Below are 22,500 nucleotides of genomic sequence, written 5' to 3'. Positions count from 1 at the left end.
ATGGCACATCACCACGAATCCAAGGGTCCGGTCGGCCCCGCGCCGCTGCCGCACCAGGTGGTCTACACCACCCTGCATTACGACACCCCGTGGTCGTACGAAAGCTACCTGAAGACCGGTGGCTACGCCGCCCTGCGCAGGATCCTCGAAGAGAAGATCCCGCCGGAGCAGGTCATCGAGATGGTCAAGGCGTCCGGCCTGCGTGGCCGCGGTGGCGCTGGCTTCCCGACCGGCCTGAAGTGGTCCTTCATGCCCAAGGGCAACATGCAGAAGTACATCCTCTGCAATTCGGACGAATCCGAGCCGGGCACCTGCAAGGACCGCGACATCCTGCGCTACAACCCGCATTCGGTCGTGGAAGGCATGGCGATCGCCTGCTACGCCACCGGCTCGACCGTGGGCTACAACTACCTGCGCGGTGAGTTCCACCACGAGCCGTTCGAGCACTTCGAGCAGGCCCTGGCCGATGCCTATGCCAACGGCTGGCTGGGCAAGAACGTGATGGGCTCGGGCGTGGACATCGACATCTACGGTGCCCTGGGCGCCGGCGCCTACATCTGCGGTGAAGAAACCGCGCTGATGGAATCGCTGGAAGGCAAGAAGGGCCAGCCGCGCTACAAGCCGCCGTTCCCGGCGAACTTCGGCCTGTACGGCAAGCCGTCGACGATCAACAACACCGAAACCTACGGTTCGGTGCCGGCGATCATCCGCAACGGTCCGGAGTGGTTCAAGGGCCTGAGCCTGACCGCCAACGGCGGCCCGAAGTGCTTCTCGGTCTCCGGCTGCGTGCAGAACGGCGGCAACTTTGAAGTGCCGCTGGGCACCACCTTCGACGACCTGCTGGAAATGGCCGGTGGCCTGCGTCCGGGCCGCACCCTGAAGGGCGCGATTCCGGGCGGCGTGTCCATGCCGGTGCTGACCGCGGCCGAGCTGAAGGGCCTGCCGATGGACTACGACACCATCCGCGCGCTGGGCTCCGGCCTGGGTTCGGGTGCCGTCGTGGTGCTCGATGACAGCGTCTGCTGCGTCAAGTTCGCCTGCCGCATCAGCCAGTTCTTCCACAAGGAATCCTGCGGCCAGTGCACCCCGTGCCGTGAAGGTACCGGCTGGATGCACCGCGTGCTGGAGCGCATCGTCGCCGGCAAGGCCACGATGGAAGACCTGCACCAGCTGAAGGCGGTGGCCGGCCAGATCGAAGGCCACACCATCTGTGCGTTCGGCGAAGCGGCTGCATGGCCCATCCAGGGCTTCCTGCGCCAGTTCTGGGACGAGTTCGAGTACTACATCGTCAACGGTCATTCGATGGTTGACGGCAAGAAGGTGGAGGCAGCCGCCGCATGAGCGCGCAACCCGTAAATCCGAGCGTCCCACCCGATCACGTCACCATCGAGATCGATGGCAAGTCGCTGGTCGTGCCCAAGGGCTCGATGATCATCCAGGCCGCCGACAAGGCCGGCATCTCCATTCCGCGCTTCTGCTACCACGAGAAGCTGCCGATCGCCGCCAACTGCCGCATGTGCCTGGTGGACGTGGAGAAGTCGCCGAAGCCGGCGCCGGCCTGCGCCACCCCGGTGATGGACGGCATGAAGGTCGCCACCCGCAGTGAGAAGGCGCTCAAGTTCCAGCGTTCGGTGATGGAGTTCCTGCTCATCAACCACCCGCTGGACTGCCCGATCTGCGACCAGGGCGGCGAGTGCGAACTGCAGGACGTTTCGCTGGGCTACGGCCGTTCGGTCAGCCGCTTCAACGAGCGCAAGCGCGTGGTGCCGGACGAGGACATGGGTCCGCTGGTCGCCACCGAGATGACCCGCTGCATCCAGTGCACCCGCTGCGTGCGCTTCACCGCCGACGTGGCTGGCACCTATGAACTGGGTGGCATGTACCGTGGCGAGAACCTGCAGATCGGTACCTACGACGGCAAGCCGCTGACCACCGAACTGTCCGGCAACGTCGTCGACGTCTGCCCGGTCGGCGCGCTGACCAACAAGGTGTTCCAGTTCCGCGCCCGTCCGTGGGAACTGACCGCGCGCGAATCGCTGGGCTACCACGACGCGATGGGCTCGAACCTGTTCCTGCACGTGCGTCGCGGCGAAGTGCTGCGCACCGTGCCGCGTGACAACGAAGCCGTGAACGAATGCTGGCTGTCCGACCGTGACCGCTACTCGCACCAGGGCCTGTACAGCGAAGACCGTGCGGTCAAGCCGCTGCGCAAGGTCAACGGCGAGTGGAAGGAAGTGAGCTGGGCCGAAGGTCTGGCCGCAGCCGCCGAGATCCTCAAGGCGAACCAGGGTGATGACCTGGGCGTGCTGGTGCACCCGTCCACCTCCAACGAGGAAGGCGCGCTGCTGGCCCGCCTGGCCAAGGGCCTGGGTTCGACCAACATCGACCACCGCATCAACAACCGCGATTTCTCCGACGCCGCCACCGCCGAAGTGTTCGGCCTGCCGCTGGCCGAGATCGAAGGCGCCGACCGCATCGTCGTTCTGGGCAGCAACATCCGCCACGAACTGCCGCTGCTGCACGCTCGCCTGCGCAAGGCGCAGACCACCAAGGGTGCGAAGATCCACGTCGTCAACCCGGTGGACTTCGACTTTGCTTTCAGCATCGCCGGCAAGCAGATCGTGGCGCCGTCGAAGTTCGTCGACGCACTGGCCAGCGAAGAACTGCGTTCGGCAGTGCAGGGCGGTACCAACACCGTGCTGATCGTCGGTGGCATCGCCGAGAATCACCCGCAGGCCGCCGCGATCCGCGCTGCCGCGCGTGACTTCGCTGCTGCTACCGGTGCCAAGCTGTGCCGCATCCCGCAGGGCGCCAATGCCGTGGGCCTGACCCGCGCCGGCGTGCTGCCGGCCGGCAAGGACGTGGCCGCCATGCTGGCGCAGCCGCGCCAGGCCTACGTGGTGTACGGCCTGGAACCGGGCCTGGACTTCGCCGATGCCCCGGCCGCGCGCAAGGCGCTGGTCGGTGCCAAGGTGGTGGCCTTCAGCCAGTTCGCCTGTGTCTCCACCCGTGATGTTGCCGACGTCATCCTGCCGATCGGCGCGCTGCCGGAAATCGACGCCACCCTGACCAACCTCGATGGTCGCGAGCAGTCGGCCCGTGCCGGCGGCAAGCTGCCGGGCGAGGCCCGTGAAGGCTGGCGCGTGCTGCGCGCACTGGGCGGCGAAATGGCCCTGGCCGGTTTCGAGTTCACCGACCTGGCCGGCCTGCGTGCCAGCCTGGCCCCGGTGTCGGTTGCCGTGGCTGCATCGGCCCAGCCGGCCGTTGCCGGCGAAGGCCTGGAAGTGGCTTCGACCGCTGCGATCTACCGCACCGATGCGGTGGTCCGTCGTGCACCGGCGCTGCAGTCGCATCCGCTGAACAACGCCCCGCGCATCGTGCTGAATGCTGACGATGCCGCGCGCCTGCAGCTGCAGGAAGGGCAGATGGCCAAGGTCGGCACCGATGCCGGCAAGGCCACCCTGCCGGTGGTGGTCGACGCCCGCGTCGCTGCGGGTTCGGTCTGGATTGAATCGGGCCACGGCGCGACCGCGCCGCTGGGTGCCGCTCGCGTATCGGTGGTGGCTGCATGAACGAATTGCTGTTGAACGCGGTCGACCCGCTGCACCAGTGGCTGCTTGGCCTCGGTGATATCGGCGCGCTGATCTGGATCATCCTGAAGATCCTGGTGATCACCGTGCCGGTGATCGTCTCGGTGGCCTTCTACGTGGTCTGGGAACGCAAGCTGATCGGCTGGATGCACGTCCGCCACGGCCCGATGTACGTGGGCATGGGCATCTTCCAGGCCTTCGCCGACGTCTTCAAGCTGCTGTTCAAGGAAGTCCTGCAGCCGAGCAGCGCCAACAAGGCGATCTTCCTGCTCGCGCCGCTGATCACCCTGGCCCCGGCCTTCGCGGCCTGGTCGGTGGTGCCCTTCGACTCGCAGATCGTGCTGTCCAACGCCAACGCCGGCCTGCTGTACCTGCTGGCGATGACCTCGCTGGGCATCTACGGCATCATCCTGGCCGGCTGGGCATCCAACTCGAAGTACGCGTTCCTGGGTGCCATGCGCGCCTCGGCGCAGATGATCAGCTACGAAATCGCGATGGGCTTCGCCCTGGTCGGCGTGATGATCGCTTCGGGCAGCCTGAACCTCAGCAGCATCGTCATGGCGCAGGCCGGCAGCTCCGGTTTCTTCGACTGGTTCCTGCTGCCGCTGTTCCCGCTGTTCGTCATCTACTGGGTGTCGGGCGTGGCGGAAACCAACCGCGCGCCGTTCGACGTGGTGGAAGGCGAATCGGAAATCGTTGCCGGCCACATGGTCGAATACTCCGGCGGTGCCTTCGCCCTGTTCTTCCTGGCCGAATACGCGAACATGATCCTGATCAGCTTCCTGATCTCGATCTTCTTCCTCGGCGGCTGGCTGAGCCCCATCCAGGGCTGGGTCGACCTGGGCAACATCTCGCCGCTGGTCGACTGGATCTGGAAGGGCGGTGCACCGTGGCTGTTCGTCAAGGTGTTCTTCTTCGCCAGTGCCTACATCTGGTTCCGTGCCAGCTTCCCGCGCTTCCGCTATGACCAGATCATGCGCCTGGGCTGGAAGGTCTTCATCCCGCTGGCCATTCTGTGGATCGCGGTTACCGCCGTCATGGTGTTCTTCGGCGTGATTCAAAAGGGCGTCTAAGTGATGAACAGGATTACCCATTACTTCAAGAGCCTGCTGCTGCTCGAACTGCTGGCCGGTCTCTGGCTGACGCTGAAGTACAGCTTCAAGCCGAAGTACACGATGATGTACCCGATGGAGAAGTTCCCGCAGTCGCCGCGCTTCCGTGGCCTGCACGCCCTGCGCCGTTACCCCAACGGCGAAGAGCGCTGCATCGCCTGCAAGCTGTGCGAAGCGGTGTGCCCGGCCCTGGCCATCACCATCGACTCGGCCAAGCGCGAGGACGGCACCCGCCGTACCACCCGCTACGACATCGACCTGTTCAAGTGCATCTTCTGCGGCTTCTGCGAAGAAAGCTGCCCGGTGGACTCGATCGTCGAAACCCACATCCTCGAGTACCACTTCGAGAACCGTGGCGAAAACATCGTTACCAAGCCGCAGCTGCTGGCCCTTGGCGATCGTCTCGAAAACGAGATCGCCGAGCGTCGTGCCGCCGATGCCGCTTACCGCTGAGGTCGAGAGATGGATTGGGTAAATATCGCTTTCTGGGTGTTCGCCATCGCGGCAACGGTTTCGGCCGGTGCGGTGATCAGCGTGCGCAACCCGGTTCACGCCGTGCTCTGCCTGGTGCTGACCTTCTTCTCCATCGCCTGCGTGTGGCTGCTGGTCGGCGCCGAGTTCCTCGGTGTCGCCCTGGTGCTGGTCTACGTCGGTGCGGTGATGGTGCTGTTCCTGTTCGTGGTGATGATGCTCGACATCGATCCCACGAACCTGCGTGAGGGCTGGGTGCGCTACCTGCCGGTCGGCCTGATCGTGGCCGTGGCCATGCTGGTGCAGATGCTGATCCTGATCGGGGTGAAGGGCAGGGCGGTCAACGCCTTCCCGACGGACAACGCTGCGGCCCTGGCCGCGGACACGTCCAACATCACCTGGCTGGCACGCAGCCTGTTCACCGAATTCCTGCTGCCGTTCGAGTTCGCCGCCGTCATCCTGACCGTGGCCGTGGTGGCCGCCGTCATGCTGACCCTGCGCCGCCGTACCGGCGTGAAGAGCCAGAACCCGGGCGACCAGACGATGGTCAAGGCTGGCCAGCGCCTGCGCATGGTCAAGATGGACGCCGAACAGCCGCTGGTCCACAGCAACACCAAGCCGGTCGCGGGCGACGAGGAGACCCAGGCATGATCACTCTCGGCCACATCCTGGCGCTGGGCGCGGTGCTGTTCTGCATCAGCCTTGCCGGTATCTTCCTCAACCGCAAGAACATCATCGTCCTGCTGATGTCCATCGAGTTGATGCTGCTGTCGGTGAACATCAACTTCGTCGGCTTCTCGCGCCAGCTGGGCGACCCGTCAGGCCAGCTGTTCGTGTTCTTCATCCTGACCGTCGCCGCTGCCGAGGCCGCCATTGGCCTGGCGATCCTGGTGACCCTGTTCCGCACCCGCCGCACAATCAATGTCGGCGAAGTCGATTCGCTGAAGGGCTGATCCACAGATGGAAATCACTCTCTCCAAGAGTCTGTTGATCGCAGTGGTGCTTGCACCGCTGTTCGGCAGCATCATCGCCGGCCTGTTCGGTCGCCAGGTCAAGCGCTTCGGCGCCCAGACCGTCACCATCCTCGGCGTCGCCATCAGCTGCGCCCTGTCGATGTACACCCTGTACCAGCTGGTCTGGGGCGGTGCGCAGCCGTTCAACCAGAACCTGTACACCTTCTTTGAAGTAGGCCAGTACTCGGCCCATGTCGGCTTCATGGTCGACAAGCTGACCGCGATGATGATGGTGGTGGTGACCTTCGTGTCGCTGCTGGTCCACATCTACACCATCGGCTACATGGAAGAAGATCCGGGCTACCAGCGCTTCTTCAGCTACATCTCGCTGTTCACCTTCTCGATGCTCACCCTGGTGATGAGCAACAACTTCCTGCAGCTGTTCTTCGGCTGGGAAGCGGTGGGCCTTGTGTCGTACCTGCTGATCGGTTTCTGGTTCAAGCGCCCGACCGCCATCTTCGCCAACATGAAGGCGTTCCTGGTCAACCGCGTGGGTGACTTCGGCTTCCTGCTGGGTATTGCTGGCGTGCTGTGGGTGTTCGGCACCCTGGATTACTCGCAGGTCTTCTCGCAGGCCGGCGCACTGGCCAGCCCTGAAGCCAAGATGCAGATCTGGGACGGCACCGTCTTCGGCATGCAGCTGCTGAGCGAGCCGGTCGTATGGTCGATCGCCACCGTCATCTGCATCAGCCTGTTCATCGGCGCCATGGGCAAGTCCGCCCAGGTCCCGCTGCACGTGTGGCTGCCGGACTCGATGGAAGGCCCGACCCCGATCTCGGCGCTGATCCACGCCGCGACCATGGTGACCGCGGGTATCTTCATGGTCACCCGCATGTCGCCGCTGTTCGAGCTGTCGCAGACCGCGCTGAACTTCATTCTGTTCATCGGTGCCACCACCGCGTTCTTCACCGGCCTGATCGGCATCGTGCAGAACGACATCAAGCGCGTGGTCGCGTACTCGACGCTGTCCCAGCTCGGCTACATGACCGTGGCACTGGGCGTGTCGGCCTATTCGGCGGCCGTGTTCCACCTGATGACCCACGCCTTCTTCAAGGCGCTGCTGTTCCTGGGTGCCGGCTCGGTCATCATCGCGATGCACCACGAGCAGGACATGCGCAAGATGGGCGGCCTGCGCAAGTACATGCCGATCACCTTCATCACCATGTGGATCGGTACCCTGGCCCTGGTCGGTACGCCGTTCTTCTCCGGCTTCTACTCGAAGGACACCATCATCGAGGCTGCCGAGATCCACGCCCACATGCAGCACACCTGGGTGGCCACCTACGGCTACTGGGCGGTACTGGGTGGCGTGCTGGTCACCAGCTTCTACAGCTTCCGCCTGCTGTTCATGACCTTCCATGGTCCGGAACGCTTCCGTGACGCGAACCACGATGATCATGGTCACGGCCATGACGACCACCACGCCGCCGATGCGCATCATGCCGATGCCCACCACGGCGATGCCCATGACGACCACGGCCATGGCCACGGTCCGCATGAGCCGCACGAAACCCCGTGGGTGGTGACCCTGCCGCTGATCCTGCTGGCCATCCCCTCGATCGCCATCGGCTTCTTCAGCATCGGTCCGATGCTGCACGGCACCGACTGGGCCGGCCACCATGCCCACGAGGCGATCAAGGGCCAGGCCACCACGTTCTTCACCGGCATCGTTGATTTCTACGATCCGGCCAAGAACACCGTGGGCTTCCTCGGCGAAGAGTTCCATGGTCCGGTGGCATTCGCGCTGCACGGCATGATGCTGCCGCCGTTCTGGCTGACCCTGGCGGGCTTCCTGCTGGCCGCGTTGTTCTACCTGTGGAAGCCGGACCTGTCGGGCAAGGCACGCAAGACCTTCGCCCCGCTGGTTTCGGTGCTGGAAAACAAGTACGGCTTCGACAAGCTGTGGATCGATGGCTTTGCCGGTGGCGGCGTCAAGCTCGGCAAGGTGTCGCGCTGGATCGACAGCAACATCGTCGACGGCGTGGTCAATCTCTCGGCACGTGTTGTGGACGTCGCAGCCGGCGTGCTGCGTCGTACCCAATCCGGTTTCCTCTATCACTACGCCTTCGCAATGATCATCGGCCTGATTGCCCTGCTGGGCGTGCTGATGCATTACCTGCGTTGATGACCTGTACGGAATAAGAAGACGTGTCGAACTGGCCCCTACTCAGTGTCCTCATCTGGCTGCCGATCCTCGGCGGTGCCCTGATCCTTGCGATCCGTGACGCGCAGGCCGCCCGCTGGGCGTCCATCGGCGTGGCGCTGCTGACCTTCGTGGCGAGCCTCTCGCTGCTCAGCGGCTACAACCCGGCTGCCGATGGCATGCAGTTCGTCGAGACCCATGCGTGGATCCCGGCGTACAAGATCGGCTACAACCTGGGCGTGGATGGCATCGCCATCGCGCTGATCCTGCTCACCACCCTGATCGGTGTGCTGGCCCTGCTGGGTGCCTGGAGCGCGATCGACAAGCGCGTGAACCAGTACGTGGCGGCCTTCCTGATCCTGGAAGGCGTCACCGTCGGCATCTTCTCGGCCACGGACGCGATGCTGTTCTACGTGTTCTTCGAGGCGATGCTGATCCCGATGTTCCTCATCATCGGTGTCTGGGGCGGCCCGCGCCGCATCTACGCCGCGATGAAGTTCTTCCTGTACACCTTCCTCGGCTCGGTGCTGATGCTGGTGGCGCTGATCTACCTGTACATGAAGGGTGGCAGCTTCCAGCTGGCCGACCTGTACGCGCTGCCGCTGAGCGGCAAGGAACAGACCTGGATCTTCTTCGCCTTCCTGATCGCCTTCGCGGTCAAGGTGCCGATGTTCCCGGTGCACACCTGGCTGCCGGACGCGCACGTGGAAGCACCGACCGCCGGTTCGGTCATCCTGGCCGCCATCGCCCTGAAGATCGGTGGCTACGGCTTCCTGCGCTTCAACCTGCCGATCGTTCCGGATGCATCGAACGAATGGGCCTGGCTGGTGATCGCACTGTCGCTGATCGCGGTGATCTACGTCGGCCTGGTCGCCCTGGTGCAGGACGACATGAAGAAGCTGATCGCCTATTCGTCGATCGCGCACATGGGTTTCGTCACCCTCGGTACCTTCATCGCCCTGTGGCTGGTGCGTGAAGCCGGCAACGCCGATGCGGCCCGCCTGGGCCTGCAGGGCGCGATGGTGCAGATGATCTCGCACGGCTTCGTGTCCGGTGCGATGTTCTCCTGCGTCGGCGTGCTGTACGACCGCATGCACAGCCGCCGCATCGCCGATTACGGCGGCGTGGTCAACGTGATGCCGTGGTTTGCCACCTTCGCCATGCTGTTCTTCATGGCCAATGCCGGCCTGCCGGGCACCAGTGGTTTTGCCGGTGAGTTCATGGTCATCCTGGCCGCGTTCCAGCGGAACCCGTGGATCGCCCTGGGCGCCGCCACCACCCTGATCATCGGTGCGGCCTACACCCTGTGGCTGTACAAGCGCATCTTCTTCGGCGAAGTGGCCAACAGCCATGTGGCCGAGCTGAAGGACATCAACGGCCGCGAGTGGGCACTGCTCACCGTGTTCGCCATCGGCGTGCTGGCCCTGGGCATCTACCCCAAGCCGCTGACCGACCTGATGGAGCCCTCGATCGCGAAGCTGGCGATGCAGATCGCATCCAGCAAGCTGCTGTAATTCCAGGATTTGATGATGACCACCTCGCCGCTGCTGCCATTGACCGCCGCCGACCTGCCACCGCTCGCCCCCGAGCTGGTGCTGATCGGCAGCGCCTTCGCCCTGATGATCCTCGACCTGTTCGTCAGCAACCGGAACAAGATTGTCACTCACCTGTTCTCGGTCGCTGCGCTGGCCGTGGTGCTGTTCATGCTCGCCACCGGCGTGGGCGGGCAGGGTGAGGTCTTCCACGGCATGTTCGTGCGCGATACCGCCGCGGACGTGATGAAGACCGGGATCGTGCTGCTCAGTGGCCTGACCCTGGTCTACGGCTGGCGCTACCTGCGCGACCGCAACCTGTTCCAGGGCGAGATCCCGGTGCTGATCCTGTTCGGCACGGCCGGCATGATGATCCTGGTCTCGGCCGGCAGCCTGCTGATGGTCTACCTGGGCCTGGAACTGCTGGCCCTGTGCTCCTACGCGCTGGTCGCCAGCAACCGCGACAGCGGCCTGGCCTCGGAAGCGGCGATGAAGTACATCGTCCTCGGTTCGCTGGCCTCGGGCCTGCTGCTGTACGGCATGTCGCTGATCTACGGCGCCACCGGCAGCCTGCACCTGGACGCCATCCAGGCCGCCATTCCGCATTCGGATGAGCGCGTGCTGCTGATCACCGGTGCGGTGTTCATGATTGCCGGCGTCGCCTTCAAGCTGGGTGCCGCGCCGTTCCACATGTGGCTGCCTGACGTCTACCAGGGCGCCCCGGCACCGATCGCGCTGTTCATCAGCTCGGCACCGAAGCTGGCCGCGTTCGGCATGGCCTACCGCCTGCTGGAAATGGGCGTGGGCCCGCTGTCGACCGAACTGCAGCTGCTGATCGCCGGCCTGGCCGCGGTGTCGCTGGTCATCGGCAACCTGATGGCCATCGCGCAGAGCAACCTCAAGCGCATGCTGGCGTTCTCCACCGTCTCGCACATCGGCTTCCTGCTGATGGGCATCGCCGGTGGTGGCGCGCAGGGCTACGCCGCCGCGCTGTTCTACGCACTGGCCTACGCCATCATGTCCACCGCCGCCTTCGGTGCGATCATCGCCCTGTCGCGCGCCGGCTTTGAAGCCGAGAACATCGAGGACTTCAAGGGCCTGAACGCTCGCAACCCGTGGATGGCCGGCCTGGTGCTGTGCATCATGGCGTCGCTGGCCGGCATTCCGCCGTTCCTTGGCTTCTGGACCAAGCTGGCGGTGCTCGGCGCTGCCGTCAACGGCGGCCTGCTGTGGCTGGCCCTGCTGGGCGTGCTGTGCGCCGTGGTCGGCTGTTTCTACTACCTGCGCGTCATCAAGGTCATGTACTTCGATGAGCCGGTGGGCGAGGCCATGCCGCGCAACAACGACCGCGTGCTGGGCGTGGTGCTGGGCGTGAACGCCCTGGCGCTGCTCGCGCTGGGCCTGGCCTGGAACCCGATCATGGTCTGGTGCCAGCAGGCATTTGCGCATCTTGCATAAAAGTTGACACAAAGCTGCGCGATTCGTGTAATATGCGCAGCCTGAGTTGTCACTGCAGCGGTTCAGCCAGAACATCGTTGCGGTAGCCCTCCTCGAAAGAGCAGGGCAGCAGTTCAAACACTTCCGGTGCGGGGTGGAGCAGTCTGGCAGCTCGTCGGGCTCATAACCCGAAGGTCGCAGGTTCAAATCCTGCCCCCGCTACCAACTTCATATCGGCGCCAACCGGTGTGATGAATGAGGAAAAGCTTGCATGTTTTGAAGCTATCACTCATAATTCCGCTTCTGATGCGGGGTGGAGCAGTCTGGCAGCTCGTCGGGCTCATAACCCGAAGGTCGCAGGTTCAAATCCTGCCCCCGCTACCAAGTAAAGAGATCGCCTTCGAGGTCCTGCCTCGAAGGCGTTTTTCTTTGGGGTCTGTGTCGTTTTCGCTGGATTGGGGTCAGATCCCTTTTCCAGAGGAAGAGGGATCTGACCCCAGGCCCGGACCCGGTCCGCACCTTGCACCAGCGCGGTGCAGCCGCTATCATCAGCGGCCTAGGCAGTACCCCTGAAGGCGGCCTCCCATCGGGAGACCAGGTCCGGAAGGAGGGCTCGCAACCCGCATGCGCTGCGGGGTGCAACCGGAATCCAGTCACCGGAGTCTTTCCGGAAAAAGGGGCCCAGCGGGCCCTTTGTCGTTTCCGGGGCGTCATGTTTTCCCGCCGGCCGTGGCCGGCACCCAACCAAGAGATCAAGGCAGGCTGTGAGCGACAAGGCAACCGACATCGCGAATCTGCTCGCCCCGACCGTTGTGTCGCTGGGCCTGGAGCTGCTGGGCGTTGAGTATCTGCCGGCCCCCGGCGGTGCAACCCTGCGCCTTTACATCGACGTGCCGCTGGCTGAACAGCCCGAGCGCATCATCAACGTGGACGACTGCGAGCGCGTCAGCCGCGAAGTGTCCGCGCAGATGGACGTTGAAGACCCGATCAGCGGCAACTACACGCTGGAAGTGTCTTCGCCGGGCGTCGATCGCCCGCTGTTCAACCTGGAGCAGTTCGGCCGTCACCTCGGCGAAATGGCCAAGGTCGTGCTGAAGCTGCCGCAGGACAACCGTCGTCGCCTGCAGGGCCGCATCGAAGCGACCGACGAGGCTGCGGACACCATCACGTTCATCGTCGACAAGACCGAAGTGGTCGTGTCGGCCGACAACATCGACAAGGCCCGGATCATGCCGGACTGGGTTGCCCTGGGCCTGGCCCCGGCCAAGCCGACCGGCCCGGCGCCGAAGCGTCCGAAGCCGGACAAGAATTCTTCTTCCAACGAGCCGGCGGCAAAGAAGCCGCGCGCGGAGTGAGCCAATGAGCAAGGAACTGTTGCTGGTAGTGGACGCGGTCGCCAACGAGAAGGGCGTGCCGCGTGAAGTGATCTTCGATGCGATCGAGGCCGCCCTGGCTTCCGCAGCGAAGAAGCGCTATCCCGACGAGGAAGTGCTGACCCGCGTGGTCATCGACCACAAGGATGGCAGCTACGAAACCTACCGCCGCTGGGAAGTGGTGGCCGATGACGTGGTCATGGAATCGCCGGACCGGCAGATCCGCCTGATGGACGCCGTCGACGAAGCCGAAGGCGTGGACGTCGGTGACTACATCGAAGAGCAGATCGAAAACCCCGATTTCGGCCGCATCGCCGCCCAGGCCGCCAAGCAGGTCATCGTGCAGCGCGTGCGCGAAGCCGAGCGCCAGCAGGTGGTCGATGCGTGGAAGGATCGCGTCGGTGAGCTGATCACCGGTGTGGTCAAGCGCGCCGAGCGCGGCAACATCTACGTGGACCTGGGTGGCAACGCCGAAGGCTTCATCCCGAAGGACAAGGGCATCCCGCGCGACGTGCTGCGCGCCGGTGACCGCGTGCGCGGCTACCTGGCCGAAGTGCGCTCGGAACCGCGTGGCCCGCAGCTGTTCATCAGCCGTGCCGCCCCGGAGTTCATGATCGAGCTGTTCAAGCTGGAAGTGCCGGAAGTCGGCCAGGGCCTGGTGGAAATCAAGGCCTGTGCCCGTGATCCGGGCGACCGCGCCAAGATCGCCGTGCTGGCCCACGATACCCGTACCGATCCGATCGGTGCCTGCATCGGCATGCGCGGTTCGCGCGTGCAGGCCGTGTCCAACGAGCTCAATGGCGAGCGCGTGGACATCGTGCTGTGGAACGACAGCCCGGCCAACTTCGTCATCAACGCGATGGCCCCGGCTGAAGTGCAGTCGATCATCGTCGATGAAGACAAGCACTCGATGGATCTGGCCGTGGCCGAAGACCGCCTGGCGCAGGCCATCGGCAAGGGCGGCCAGAACGTGCGCCTGGCCAGCCGCCTGACCGGTTGGCAGCTGAACGTGATGACCCAGGACCAGGTGACCGCCAAGTCGGAAGCCGAACAGGCGTTGGCCCGCCAGCTGTTCATGGACAAGCTGGAAGTGGACGAGGAAATCGCCGGCATCCTGGTCAGCGAAGGCTTCGGCACCGTCGAGGAAATCGCATATGTCCCGGTCGGCGAACTGCTGGCCGTGGAAGGTTTCGACGAAGACATCGTCGAAGAGCTGCGCGCTCGTGCCCGCGATGCGCTGCTCAATGAGGCCCTGGCAGTCGAGGAAGGCCTTGAAGACGGCCAGCCGGCGCAGGACCTGCTGTCCCTGAAGGGCATGGACGAAGCCACCGCTTACGCGCTGGCCGGCCACGGCGTGCGCACCAGCGAGGAGCTTTCCGACCTGGCCGCTGACGAGGTCATGGACTTCGGCATCGAAGGGCTGGACCAGGAGCGCGCTGCGGCGCTGATCCTGGCCGCGCGTGCCGAGGAGATCGCCCGACTGGAACGCGGCGAATGAGCCGGCAATGAACAGGGCCCTGAGCCGATCAGGGCGTAGAATCCGCGCCACCTCCATCTGCGGGGGGGCGCCCACAAGATCATAGGATCCGAATGTCGCAGCAAACCACCATCCGCAAGCTTGCCGAACTGGTCAACACGCCGGTCGAGAAACTGCTGGAACAGCTGGCCGGTGCCGGCATGAAGTTCAGCGGTCCCGACCAGGTCGTGACCAGCACCGAGAAGGTGAAGCTCCTGGGCTTCCTTCGTCGTTCGCACGGCAAGCCCGAGCAGGCCCCGGAAGAGACCGATCAGTCTGCAAAGAAGATCACGCTCAACCGCCGGAAACAGCAGGAAGTGACGGTCAATTCCGGTCGCAGCAAGACGACCGTGAATGTCGAGGTGCGCCAGAAGCGTACCTACGTCAAGGATGGTGCGCGTGCGATGACGCCGGACGAAGAGCGCGCCGACATCCTGCGCAAGCTGGAAGAGTCGCGCGCCCGCAACCTCGCCGAACAGCAGGCCCTGGCCGAGAAGGATCGTCTGCGCGACGAAGCCATCGTCCGTGCCCGTGAGGAAGAGATTGCTGCCAAGGAACGCGCCGAGGCCGAGAAGAAGGCTGCCGAGGAAGCTGCGGCTGCCGCCAAGGCCGCCGAGGCCGTGGCTGCCAGCAAGCCCAAGCGCGCGCCGATCGACGAAACCGCGCCGCGCCCGCCGCGTACCCCGGCTGCCGCTCCGGCCGCACCGCGTGGTGCACCGCCGGCGCCGCCGCGCAGCGACGACCGCAACAACCGCAGCGCGCCGCGCAACGAGCGTGGCCCGGGCGATCGCTTCGCCGGCCAGATGCACCTGTCGGCTGCCGACCGTGCGCGTCGTGGCAACAGCAACAACAGCAACACCCGGGGTCGTCCGGGCGGTCGCAACCAGAGTGGCGGCCGTCGCGACATGTCGCGCGGTGGCAACAACGCCGGTCCGCACGCCTTCGAGCGTCCGACCGCACCGGTCGTGCGTGAAGTGGCGATCGGCGAGACCATCACCGTGGCCGACTTGGCGCAGAAGCTCGCGCTGAAGGGCGGCGAGGTGGTGAAGGCGCTGTTCAAGATGGGCGTGATGGCCACCATCACCCAGTCCATCGACCACGACACCGCGGCGCTGGTGACCGAAGAACTCGGCCACAAGGCGATCCGTGCCAATGACAACGACGCCGAAGACGCACTGCTGGCCTCGACCGGTGAAAACCAGGGCGAAGCCGTGCAGCGCCCGCCGGTGGTCACCATCATGGGCCACGTCGACCACGGCAAGACCTCGCTGCTGGATTACATCCGCCGCACCAAGGTTGCCCACGGCGAAGCCGGTGGCATCACCCAGCACATCGGTGCGTACCACGTTGATACGCCGAAGGGCGTCATCAGCTTCCTGGATACCCCGGGCCACGCCGCGTTCACCTCGATGCGTGCCCGCGGTGCCAAGCTGACCGACATCGTGGTGCTGGTGGTGGCTGCCGACGACGGCGTCATGCCGCAGACCAAGGAAGCGATCCAGCACGCCCGTTCGGCGGGTGTGCCGCTCATCGTGGCCATCAACAAGATCGACAAGTCCGGTGCCGACCCGATGCGGGTCAAGAACGAGCTGCTCTCCGAGCAGGTCGTGGCCGAAGACTTCGGCGGTGACATCCAGATGGTGGAGATCTCGGCCAAGACCGGCCTGGGCATCGACGACCTTCTGGACGCCGTGTCGGTGCAGGCCGAACTGCTGGAACTGAAGGCCGTTGACGAAGGCCGCGCCTCCGGCGTGGTCATCGAATCGTCGCTGGACAAGGGCCGCGGCCCGGTCGCCACCGTGCTGGTGCAGCAGGGCCGCCTGAAGAAGGGCGACTACCTGGTGTGCGGCATCCAGTACGGCCGCGTGCGTGCGCTGTTCGACGAAACCGGCAAGCAGCCGGAATTCGCCGGCCCGTCCATCCCGGTGCAGGTCCTCGGCCTGTCCGGCGTGCCGGAAGCCGGTGACGACTTCGTGGTCGTCGAGGACGAGCGCCTGGCCAAGGACGTTGCCCAGCAGCGTGAGACCAAGCGCCGTGAATCGCGCCTGGTCGCCACTGCCGGCAGCCGCATGGAAGACATCATGGCGACCCTGGGCAAGGGCGAGGGCCAGCAGGTCCTCAACCTGGTCATCAAGGCCGACGTGCAGGGTTCCGTGCAGGCGCTGAGCCAGGCACTGGTCGCGCTGTCCAACGAAGACATCCGCATCAACGTGATCCACTCCGGCGTGGGCGGCATCACCGAGTCGGACGCCAATTCGGCAGCCGCTTCCAAGGCCACCGTCATCGGCTTCAACGTGCGTGCGGATGCTTCGGCCCGTCGGATCATTGAATCCAACGGCGTGGACCTGCGTTACTTCTCGATCATCTATGACGTGATCGACCAGGTGAAGCAGGTGGCGTCCGGTCTGCTGGGCGTGGAAATCCGCGAAGAGATCATCGGTATCGCCGAGGTCCGCGACGTGTTCCGCAGCTCCAAGCTGGGCGCCGTTGCCGGCTCGATGGTCATCGAGGGCGTGGTCAAGCGCAACAAGCCGATCCGCGTGCTGCGCGACAGCGTGGTCATCTTCGAGGGCGAACTGGAATCGCTGCGTCGCTTCAAGGAAAACGTCGAGGAAGTCCGCAACGGTACCGAATGCGGTATCGCGGTGAAGGCCTACAACGACGTCAAGCCGGGTGACCAGATCGAGTGCTTCGAGCGTATCGAAGTGCCGCGCACCCTGTAATGCTGCAAGGTGGCCCGACCAACGGTCGGGCCCTGCCGTGATGTAGAACCCGACCAACGGTCGGGTACCATGTAGATGTAGCGCCCGACCGTTGGTCGGGCGACAACTGAACCAAGAGCTCCTCGTGCCCAAGACTTTCCATCGAACCGACCGTGTCTCCGCCCAGCTGCGCCGTGAACTCGGCACCCTGGTGCACAACGCCGTGCGCGAGCACGGGTTGCCCTCGGTGAGCGTGTCCGACGTGGAAATCACCCGTGACATGGCCCACGCCAAGGTGTTCGTCACCGCGCTCATGCCGGAACGTTCGGCCGAAGCCGTGGCCGGCCTGAAGGAACTGGGCTACCGCCTGCGCATGGACCTGGCCCGTGCCATGAAGCTGCGTCATGTGCCGGAGCTGCATTTCCACTACGACGACTCGGTCGACCGTGGTGAGCACATCGACAACCTCCTGCGCGACCTGCCCGATACGCTGGCTGCGGAGAAGCGTCGCGAGAGCGACGAAGAATAACCGCGCGACGCCGGGCATGCCCGGCGTTGTTGCATTCCGGCTGCGCGATGTCTGATGCAGACCGCGCTGCGGCAGCCGAGCATGGCTCGACTCTACAAAATTCTGTCATGACCCGAATTCAGTTCCGCCGCCTGGATGGCATCCTGCTGCTCGACAAGTCGACCGGCATGAGCTCCAACGCCGCCCTGCAGGTGGCCCGCCGCCTGTTCCGTGCCGAAAAGGGCGGCCATACCGGCAGTCTCGATCCGCTGGCCACCGGCCTGTTGCCGCTGTGCTTCGGCGAGGCGACCAAGATCGCCGGCCTGTTGCTGGGCTCGGCCAAGGCCTATGACGCCGAGATCCGGCTCGGCCAGACCACCGACACCGACGATTCCGAAGGCCAGGTGCTGCAGCAGCGCCCGGTGCCGGCCATCAGTGCCGAGGCCCTGCAGGCCGCGCTGGCGCCGCTGACCGGCAACATCCTGCAGCGCGCACCGATCTATTCGGCGCTCAAGCAGGGTGGTGAACCGCTGTATGTGAAGGCCCGGCGAGGTGAAGCCATCGAGGCGCCTGAGCGCCAGGTCCAGGTGCATGCCATCGAGGTGCTCGAGCAGCAGCCCGACCGCCTGCACCTGCGGGTGACGTGCGGTTCGGGCACCTACATCCGCAGCCTGGCCCGCGACCTCGGCGAGGCGCTGGGCTGCGGCGCCCACATCAGTGCCCTGCGTCGGCTCTGGGTGGAGCCGTTCCGCGCCCCGGCCATGGTCACCCTGGACCAGCTGCGGGCGATGGTCGAGGCCGGCGACGAAGCCGGCATGGAAGCGCTGCTGCTGCCGCTGGCTGCGGGCCTGGCGGAGTATCCCCGGGTCGACCTCGATGCCGGACAGGCCCACCGCTTCTGCGTCGGCCAGCGCCAGCGTGATGCCGCGTGGCCGCGAGGGCTGGTGGCCGTCTACGGTCCGGACGAGGCTGTCCAGGGCCTGGGCCAGGTCGACGACAGTGGCCTGCTGGCCCCGCAGCGCCGGTTCAACCTCTGACCCGGGCGTGCCGGTTCAGCCCCGGTCCTTGTTCCCGGAGCCCCTGACCGTTACAATTTCGCGGCCGTTTTCCGGCAACCTGCCTCGCGCAGGTTTCATCCTCGTAGTCCACGGCGAGCCTGGCGGTGCGCGAAGCGCGTTCCTGCCGGCCACGCATCACAGAGAAAAAAGAAATGTCGATCGACACCCAGAAGGTCATTGAAGACAACAAGCGCAGCTCGGCTGACACCGGCTCCCCGGAAGTCCAGGTTGCCCTGCTGACCGCCCGCATCGAACTGCTGACCGGCCACTTCAAGACCCACAAGAAGGACCACCACAGCCGCCGCGGCCTGCTGCAGATGGTCAACCGCCGTCGCAGCCTGCTCGACTACCTGAAGAAGAAGGACGTCGAGCGTTACAAGGCCCTGATCGAAAAGCTTGGCCTGCGTCGCTAAGCAAAGACTCCCCCGCGGCGCAGCGATGCGCCGCGGTTTTGTTTTGTAGTACCGAAATCCCGATTCAGGCCGGAACGATCCGGCCACCCGCTGGCGGCAAGGGTCGCCGACGGTCCAAATTCGCAGACAGCATCCCCAAGGACACCCTCCGTGGCAAAAATCACCAAAACCTTCCAGTACGGCAAACACACCGTCACGCTTGAGACCGGCGAAGTCGCCCGCCAGGCCAGCGGTGCCGTCATCGTCAAGATGGACGACACCGTACTGCTGGTCACCGCCGTCGCCGCCAAGAGCGCGCGCGAAGGCCAGGACTTCTTCCCGCTGACCGTCGATTATCAGGAAAAGTTCTACGCCGGCGGCCGTATCCCGGGTGGTTTCTTCAAGCGTGAAGGCCGTGCGACCGAGAAGGAAACCCTGATCTCGCGTCTGATCGACCGTCCGATCCGCCCGCTGTTCCCGGAAGACTACAAGAACGAAGTGCAGATCATCGCCACGGTCATGTCGCTGAATCCGGACGTGGACGGCGACATCGCTGCCCTGATCGGTGCCTCGGCTGCCCTGTCGCTGGCCGGCACCCCGTTCATGGGCCCGATCGGCGCTGCCAAGGTCGGCTACAAGAACGGCGAGTACATCCTGAACCCGACCGTCAGCGAACTGGCTGACTCGCAGCTGGAACTGGTCGTTGCCGGTACCTCCAATGCCGTGCTGATGGTCGAATCCGAAGCCGCGCTGCTGTCGGAAGAAGTGATGCTGGGCGCCGTGACCTTCGGTCACCGCGAAATGCAGAAGGTCATCAACGCGATCAACGAGCTGACCGTGGAAGCCGGCACCAAGCCGTCGACCTGGGAAGCCCCGGCCAAGAACGACGTGCTGATCAGCGCCCTGAAGGAAGCCATCGGCCCGCGCCTGGGCGAAGCCTTCCAGGTGCGCGACAAGCTGCAGCGCCGCGACGCCATCTCGGCGATCAAGAAGGACGTGGTCGAAACCCTGGCTGGCCGCGTGGCTGCCGAGGGCTGGAACCCGGCCGAGCTGTCGAAGGAATTCGGCGAGCTGGAATACCGCACCATGCGTGACTCGGTGCTGGACACCAAGGTCCGTATCGACGGCCGTGCGCTGGACACCGTCCGCCCGATCGCCGTGAAGACCGGCGTCCTGCCGCGTACCCACGGTTCCTCGCTGTTCACCCGCGGCGAAACCCAGGCCATCGTGACCATCACCCTGGGCACCGCCCGTGACGGCCAGGTCATCGACGCCGTTGCCGGTGAGTACAAGGAAAACTTCCTGTTCCACTACAACTTCCCCCCGTTCTCGGTGGGTGAGTGCGGCCGCATGATGGGCCCGAAGCGCCGCGAAATCGGCCACGGCCGCCTGGCCAAGCGCGGCGTGCTGGCTGTCATGCCGTCGCTGGAATCCTTCCCGTACACCATCCGCGTCGTCTCGGAAATCACCGAGTCGAACGGTTCCTCGTCGATGGCCTCGGTCTGCGGCTCGTCGCTGGCCCTGATGGACGCCGGCGTGCCGGTGAAGGCGCCGGTTGCCGGTATCGCCATGGGCCTGGTCAAGGAAGGCGATCGCTTCGTCGTCCTGTCCGACATCCTGGGTGACGAAGATCACCTGGGTGACATGGACTTCAAGGTGGCCGGTACCGCTGAGGGCATTTCCGCCCTGCAGATGGACATCAAGATCGAAGGCATCACCGAAGAGATCATGAAGCAGGCCCTGCAGCAGGCCAAGGCTGGCCGTCTGCACATCCTGGGTGAAATGGCCCACGGCCTGACCGCCCCGCGCGAAGAGCTGTCGGACTACGCGCCGCGCCTGCTGACCATCAAGATCCACCCGGACAAGATCCGCGAAGTGATCGGCAAGGGTGGCTCGACCATCCAGGCCATCACCAAGGAAACCGGCACCCAGATCGACATCCAGGACGACGGCACCATCGTCATCGCTTCGGTCAACGCCATCGCTGCCCAGGCCGCCAAGGCCCGCATCGAGCAGATCACCTCGGACGTCGAGCCGGGCCGCATCTACGAAGGCAAGGTCGCCAAGATCATGGACTTCGGTGCGTTCGTCACCATCCTGCCGGGCAAGGACGGTCTGGTCCACGTCTCGCAGATCTCCAGCGAGCGCGTCGAGAAGGTCGGGGACAAGCTGAAGGAAGGCGATGTGGTCAAGGTCAAGGTGCTGGAAGTCGACAAGCAGGGCCGTATCCGCCTGTCGATGAAGGCCGTGGAAGAAGGCGAAGGCGCCAGCGCCGAATAATCGGGGGTAGGTGTCAACCGTGGTTGACACACTCCTGGAATCGCTGGAATGAAAAAGCGGGCTTCGGCCCGCTTTTTCTTTGCCCGCATTTCGTAGAGTCGAGCGTGCTCGACTGCCGTTCGCGACACATCAACAACAGTCGAGCAAGCTCGACTCTACATACCGGGAGTTTCCATGTTGCGCCAGACCCTGGCCGGGCTTGCCCTGCTGATCGCCGCCGCCGTTCCTGCCGCCAGCCACGCGGCGCAACCGCCGATCTACGGTGCCTACTATCCCGGTGGATCCTCCGATCGCTACCCGGTGTCGAGCATTCCAGCCGACCGGCTGACCCATGTGTTCTACGCGTTCTCCACCATCGAAGCAGGGCGCTGCACGGTGGGTACAGAAGCGCCGAAGAACTTCGCCGCCCTGGCGCAGCTGAAGAGGGCACACCCCCACCTGCGCACGCTGATCTCCATCGGCGGCTGGGGCGCAGGTGGCTTCTCCGATGCCGCGCTGACCGAGGCGAGCCGCAAGCGACTGGTGGATTCGTGCATGGCGCTGTTCTTCGACCACTACGCGGGGAGTTTCGATGGCGTGGACATCGACTGGGAGTTCCCGGTGAGTGGTGGCCCGGAGGAGCTGGCCCATCGTCCGCAGGACCGCGCGAACATGACCCGGCTCGCGCAGGCGTTCCGCGTGGCACTTGATGCGCAGGGACGCAAGGCGGGCCAACCGATGCTGCTGACCGCCGCACTCGCCGCTGGCCGCCTGCAGACCGATGGCCCTTACGATCCGGCCGCCAGCTACGACCTGCCGGCGTTGGCCAAGGTGTTCGATTTCATCAACCTGATGAGCTACGACATGGGCACCGGCTTCTCGGCGGTGTCGACCTTCAACGCGCCCCTGCATGAGGTGGCGGCCGATCCGCTGGCACTGGAACTGCGGCGCTGGAACAACGTGGCCGGTGCCGTGCAGTACTACCGCGACCAGGGTGTGCCGGCCGGCAAACTGGTGCTGGGCGTGCCGTTCTACGGGCGCGGTTTCAAGGTGACCGGCGATGCGACCGATGGCCTGTACCAGGCCTACAGCGCACCGGCCGAGGCCGGTGACTGGCGGGTGATCAGAGCGCGTTACCTGGGCCAGCCGGGCTGGACGAAGCACTGGCAGCCGCAGGCGCAGAGTCCGTGGCTGTACAACGCGGCGGAGAAGATCTTCATCAGCTACGAAGACCCGCGCTCGATCGGACTGCGCGCGCAGTTCGCACGGGAGCAGGGCCTGGCCGGCGTCTTCATGTGGGAGCTGACCGGCGATGACGAACAGGCCAGCCTGCTCAACGCCATGCTCGCACCGTGGCACAAGGCCCGCGTCGGCGATTGAGGCGACGCCCGCGC

Annotated in this window: 17 protein-coding genes and 2 tRNA genes; all 19 read left to right on the top strand. The window is 65.0% G+C overall.

The annotated features are described in order from the left end of the window. Entirely contained in the window at positions 1-1,341 is a 1,341-nt protein-coding gene (gene nuoF, locus C1924_RS13490) for an NADH-quinone oxidoreductase subunit NuoF (RefSeq protein ID WP_108765760.1), read from the top strand. Next, positions 1,338-3,572: an NADH-quinone oxidoreductase subunit NuoG gene (gene nuoG, locus C1924_RS13485; RefSeq protein WP_108765759.1), complete on the top strand. Its 2,235-nt coding sequence runs from the start codon at positions 1,338-1,340 to the stop codon at positions 3,570-3,572. Before nuoF ends, nuoG begins: the two co-directional genes overlap by 4 nt. Next, the gene (nuoH, locus tag C1924_RS13480; RefSeq protein WP_108765758.1) at positions 3,569-4,663 is read left to right on the top strand and encodes an NADH-quinone oxidoreductase subunit NuoH; all 1,095 of its coding nucleotides are present in this window, start codon (positions 3,569-3,571) and stop codon (positions 4,661-4,663) included. Before nuoG ends, nuoH begins: the two co-directional genes overlap by 4 nt. A 3-nt stretch (positions 4,664-4,666) precedes the next feature. Further along, the gene (gene nuoI / locus C1924_RS13475; protein ID WP_005410456.1) at positions 4,667-5,155 is read left to right on the top strand and encodes an NADH-quinone oxidoreductase subunit NuoI; all 489 of its coding nucleotides are present in this window, start codon (positions 4,667-4,669) and stop codon (positions 5,153-5,155) included. A 9-nt stretch (positions 5,156-5,164) separates the two neighbouring features. Beyond that, positions 5,165-5,824 carry an NADH-quinone oxidoreductase subunit J gene (locus C1924_RS13470; RefSeq protein ID WP_108765757.1) on the top strand — a complete coding sequence of 220 codons (660 nt, stop codon included), beginning with the start codon at positions 5,165-5,167 and terminating at the stop codon, positions 5,822-5,824. After that, complete coding sequence (gene nuoK, locus C1924_RS13465; RefSeq protein ID WP_053519917.1) at positions 5,821-6,126, top strand: NADH-quinone oxidoreductase subunit NuoK; 306 nt, start codon at positions 5,821-5,823, stop codon at positions 6,124-6,126. The genes C1924_RS13470 and nuoK overlap by 4 nt, the downstream gene beginning before the upstream one ends. A gap of 7 nt (positions 6,127-6,133) precedes the next feature. Next, on the top strand, positions 6,134-8,311 hold the full coding sequence (gene nuoL, locus C1924_RS13460; protein WP_108765756.1) for an NADH-quinone oxidoreductase subunit L: 2,178 nt from the start codon (positions 6,134-6,136) through the stop codon (positions 8,309-8,311). Between the two features lie 23 nt (positions 8,312-8,334). Then, on the top strand, positions 8,335-9,843 hold the full coding sequence (locus tag C1924_RS13455) for an NADH-quinone oxidoreductase subunit M (protein ID WP_108765755.1): 1,509 nt from the start codon (positions 8,335-8,337) through the stop codon (positions 9,841-9,843). Between the two features lie 15 nt (positions 9,844-9,858). Next, positions 9,859-11,319 carry an NADH-quinone oxidoreductase subunit NuoN gene (gene nuoN / locus C1924_RS13450; RefSeq protein ID WP_108765754.1) on the top strand — a complete coding sequence of 487 codons (1,461 nt, stop codon included), beginning with the start codon at positions 9,859-9,861 and terminating at the stop codon, positions 11,317-11,319. Between the two features lie 127 nt (positions 11,320-11,446). Further along, a tRNA-Met gene (locus C1924_RS13445) sits at positions 11,447-11,523 on the top strand. An 82-nt stretch (positions 11,524-11,605) separates the two neighbouring features. Further along, a tRNA-Met gene (locus C1924_RS13440) sits at positions 11,606-11,682 on the top strand. A gap of 380 nt (positions 11,683-12,062) precedes the next feature. Further along, on the top strand, positions 12,063-12,653 hold the full coding sequence (gene rimP, locus C1924_RS13435) for a ribosome maturation factor RimP (RefSeq protein WP_108765753.1): 591 nt from the start codon (positions 12,063-12,065) through the stop codon (positions 12,651-12,653). A gap of 4 nt (positions 12,654-12,657) precedes the next feature. Beyond that, positions 12,658-14,169, top strand: coding sequence for a transcription termination factor NusA (nusA, locus tag C1924_RS13430; protein WP_108765752.1), 1,512 nt, complete (start codon positions 12,658-12,660; stop codon positions 14,167-14,169). A 92-nt stretch (positions 14,170-14,261) separates the two neighbouring features. Continuing rightward, positions 14,262-16,910 carry a translation initiation factor IF-2 gene (infB, locus tag C1924_RS13425; protein ID WP_108765751.1) on the top strand — a complete coding sequence of 883 codons (2,649 nt, stop codon included), beginning with the start codon at positions 14,262-14,264 and terminating at the stop codon, positions 16,908-16,910. 124 nt (positions 16,911-17,034) lie between these two features. Then, positions 17,035-17,418: a 30S ribosome-binding factor RbfA gene (gene rbfA, locus C1924_RS13420; protein ID WP_019660575.1), complete on the top strand. Its 384-nt coding sequence runs from the start codon at positions 17,035-17,037 to the stop codon at positions 17,416-17,418. Between the two features lie 107 nt (positions 17,419-17,525). Further along, positions 17,526-18,434 carry a tRNA pseudouridine(55) synthase TruB gene (gene truB, locus C1924_RS13415; protein ID WP_108765750.1) on the top strand — a complete coding sequence of 303 codons (909 nt, stop codon included), beginning with the start codon at positions 17,526-17,528 and terminating at the stop codon, positions 18,432-18,434. 173 nt (positions 18,435-18,607) lie between these two features. Then, on the top strand, positions 18,608-18,868 hold the full coding sequence (rpsO, locus tag C1924_RS13410) for a 30S ribosomal protein S15 (RefSeq protein WP_005410445.1): 261 nt from the start codon (positions 18,608-18,610) through the stop codon (positions 18,866-18,868). Between the two features lie 150 nt (positions 18,869-19,018). Then, complete coding sequence (pnp, locus tag C1924_RS13405; protein ID WP_108765749.1) at positions 19,019-21,127, top strand: polyribonucleotide nucleotidyltransferase; 2,109 nt, start codon at positions 19,019-19,021, stop codon at positions 21,125-21,127. A gap of 174 nt (positions 21,128-21,301) precedes the next feature. Beyond that, positions 21,302-22,486 carry a glycoside hydrolase family 18 protein gene (locus tag C1924_RS13400; RefSeq protein WP_108765748.1) on the top strand — a complete coding sequence of 395 codons (1,185 nt, stop codon included), beginning with the start codon at positions 21,302-21,304 and terminating at the stop codon, positions 22,484-22,486. Positions 22,487-22,500 lie beyond the last annotated feature (14 nt).

The sequence above is a fragment of the Stenotrophomonas sp. ESTM1D_MKCIP4_1 genome, from assembly GCF_003086895.1.
Lineage (GTDB): Bacteria > Pseudomonadota > Gammaproteobacteria > Xanthomonadales > Xanthomonadaceae > Stenotrophomonas.
The sequence above is the reverse complement of the archived record's forward strand: the minus strand, read 5'-3'. Positions and strand labels throughout refer to the sequence as shown.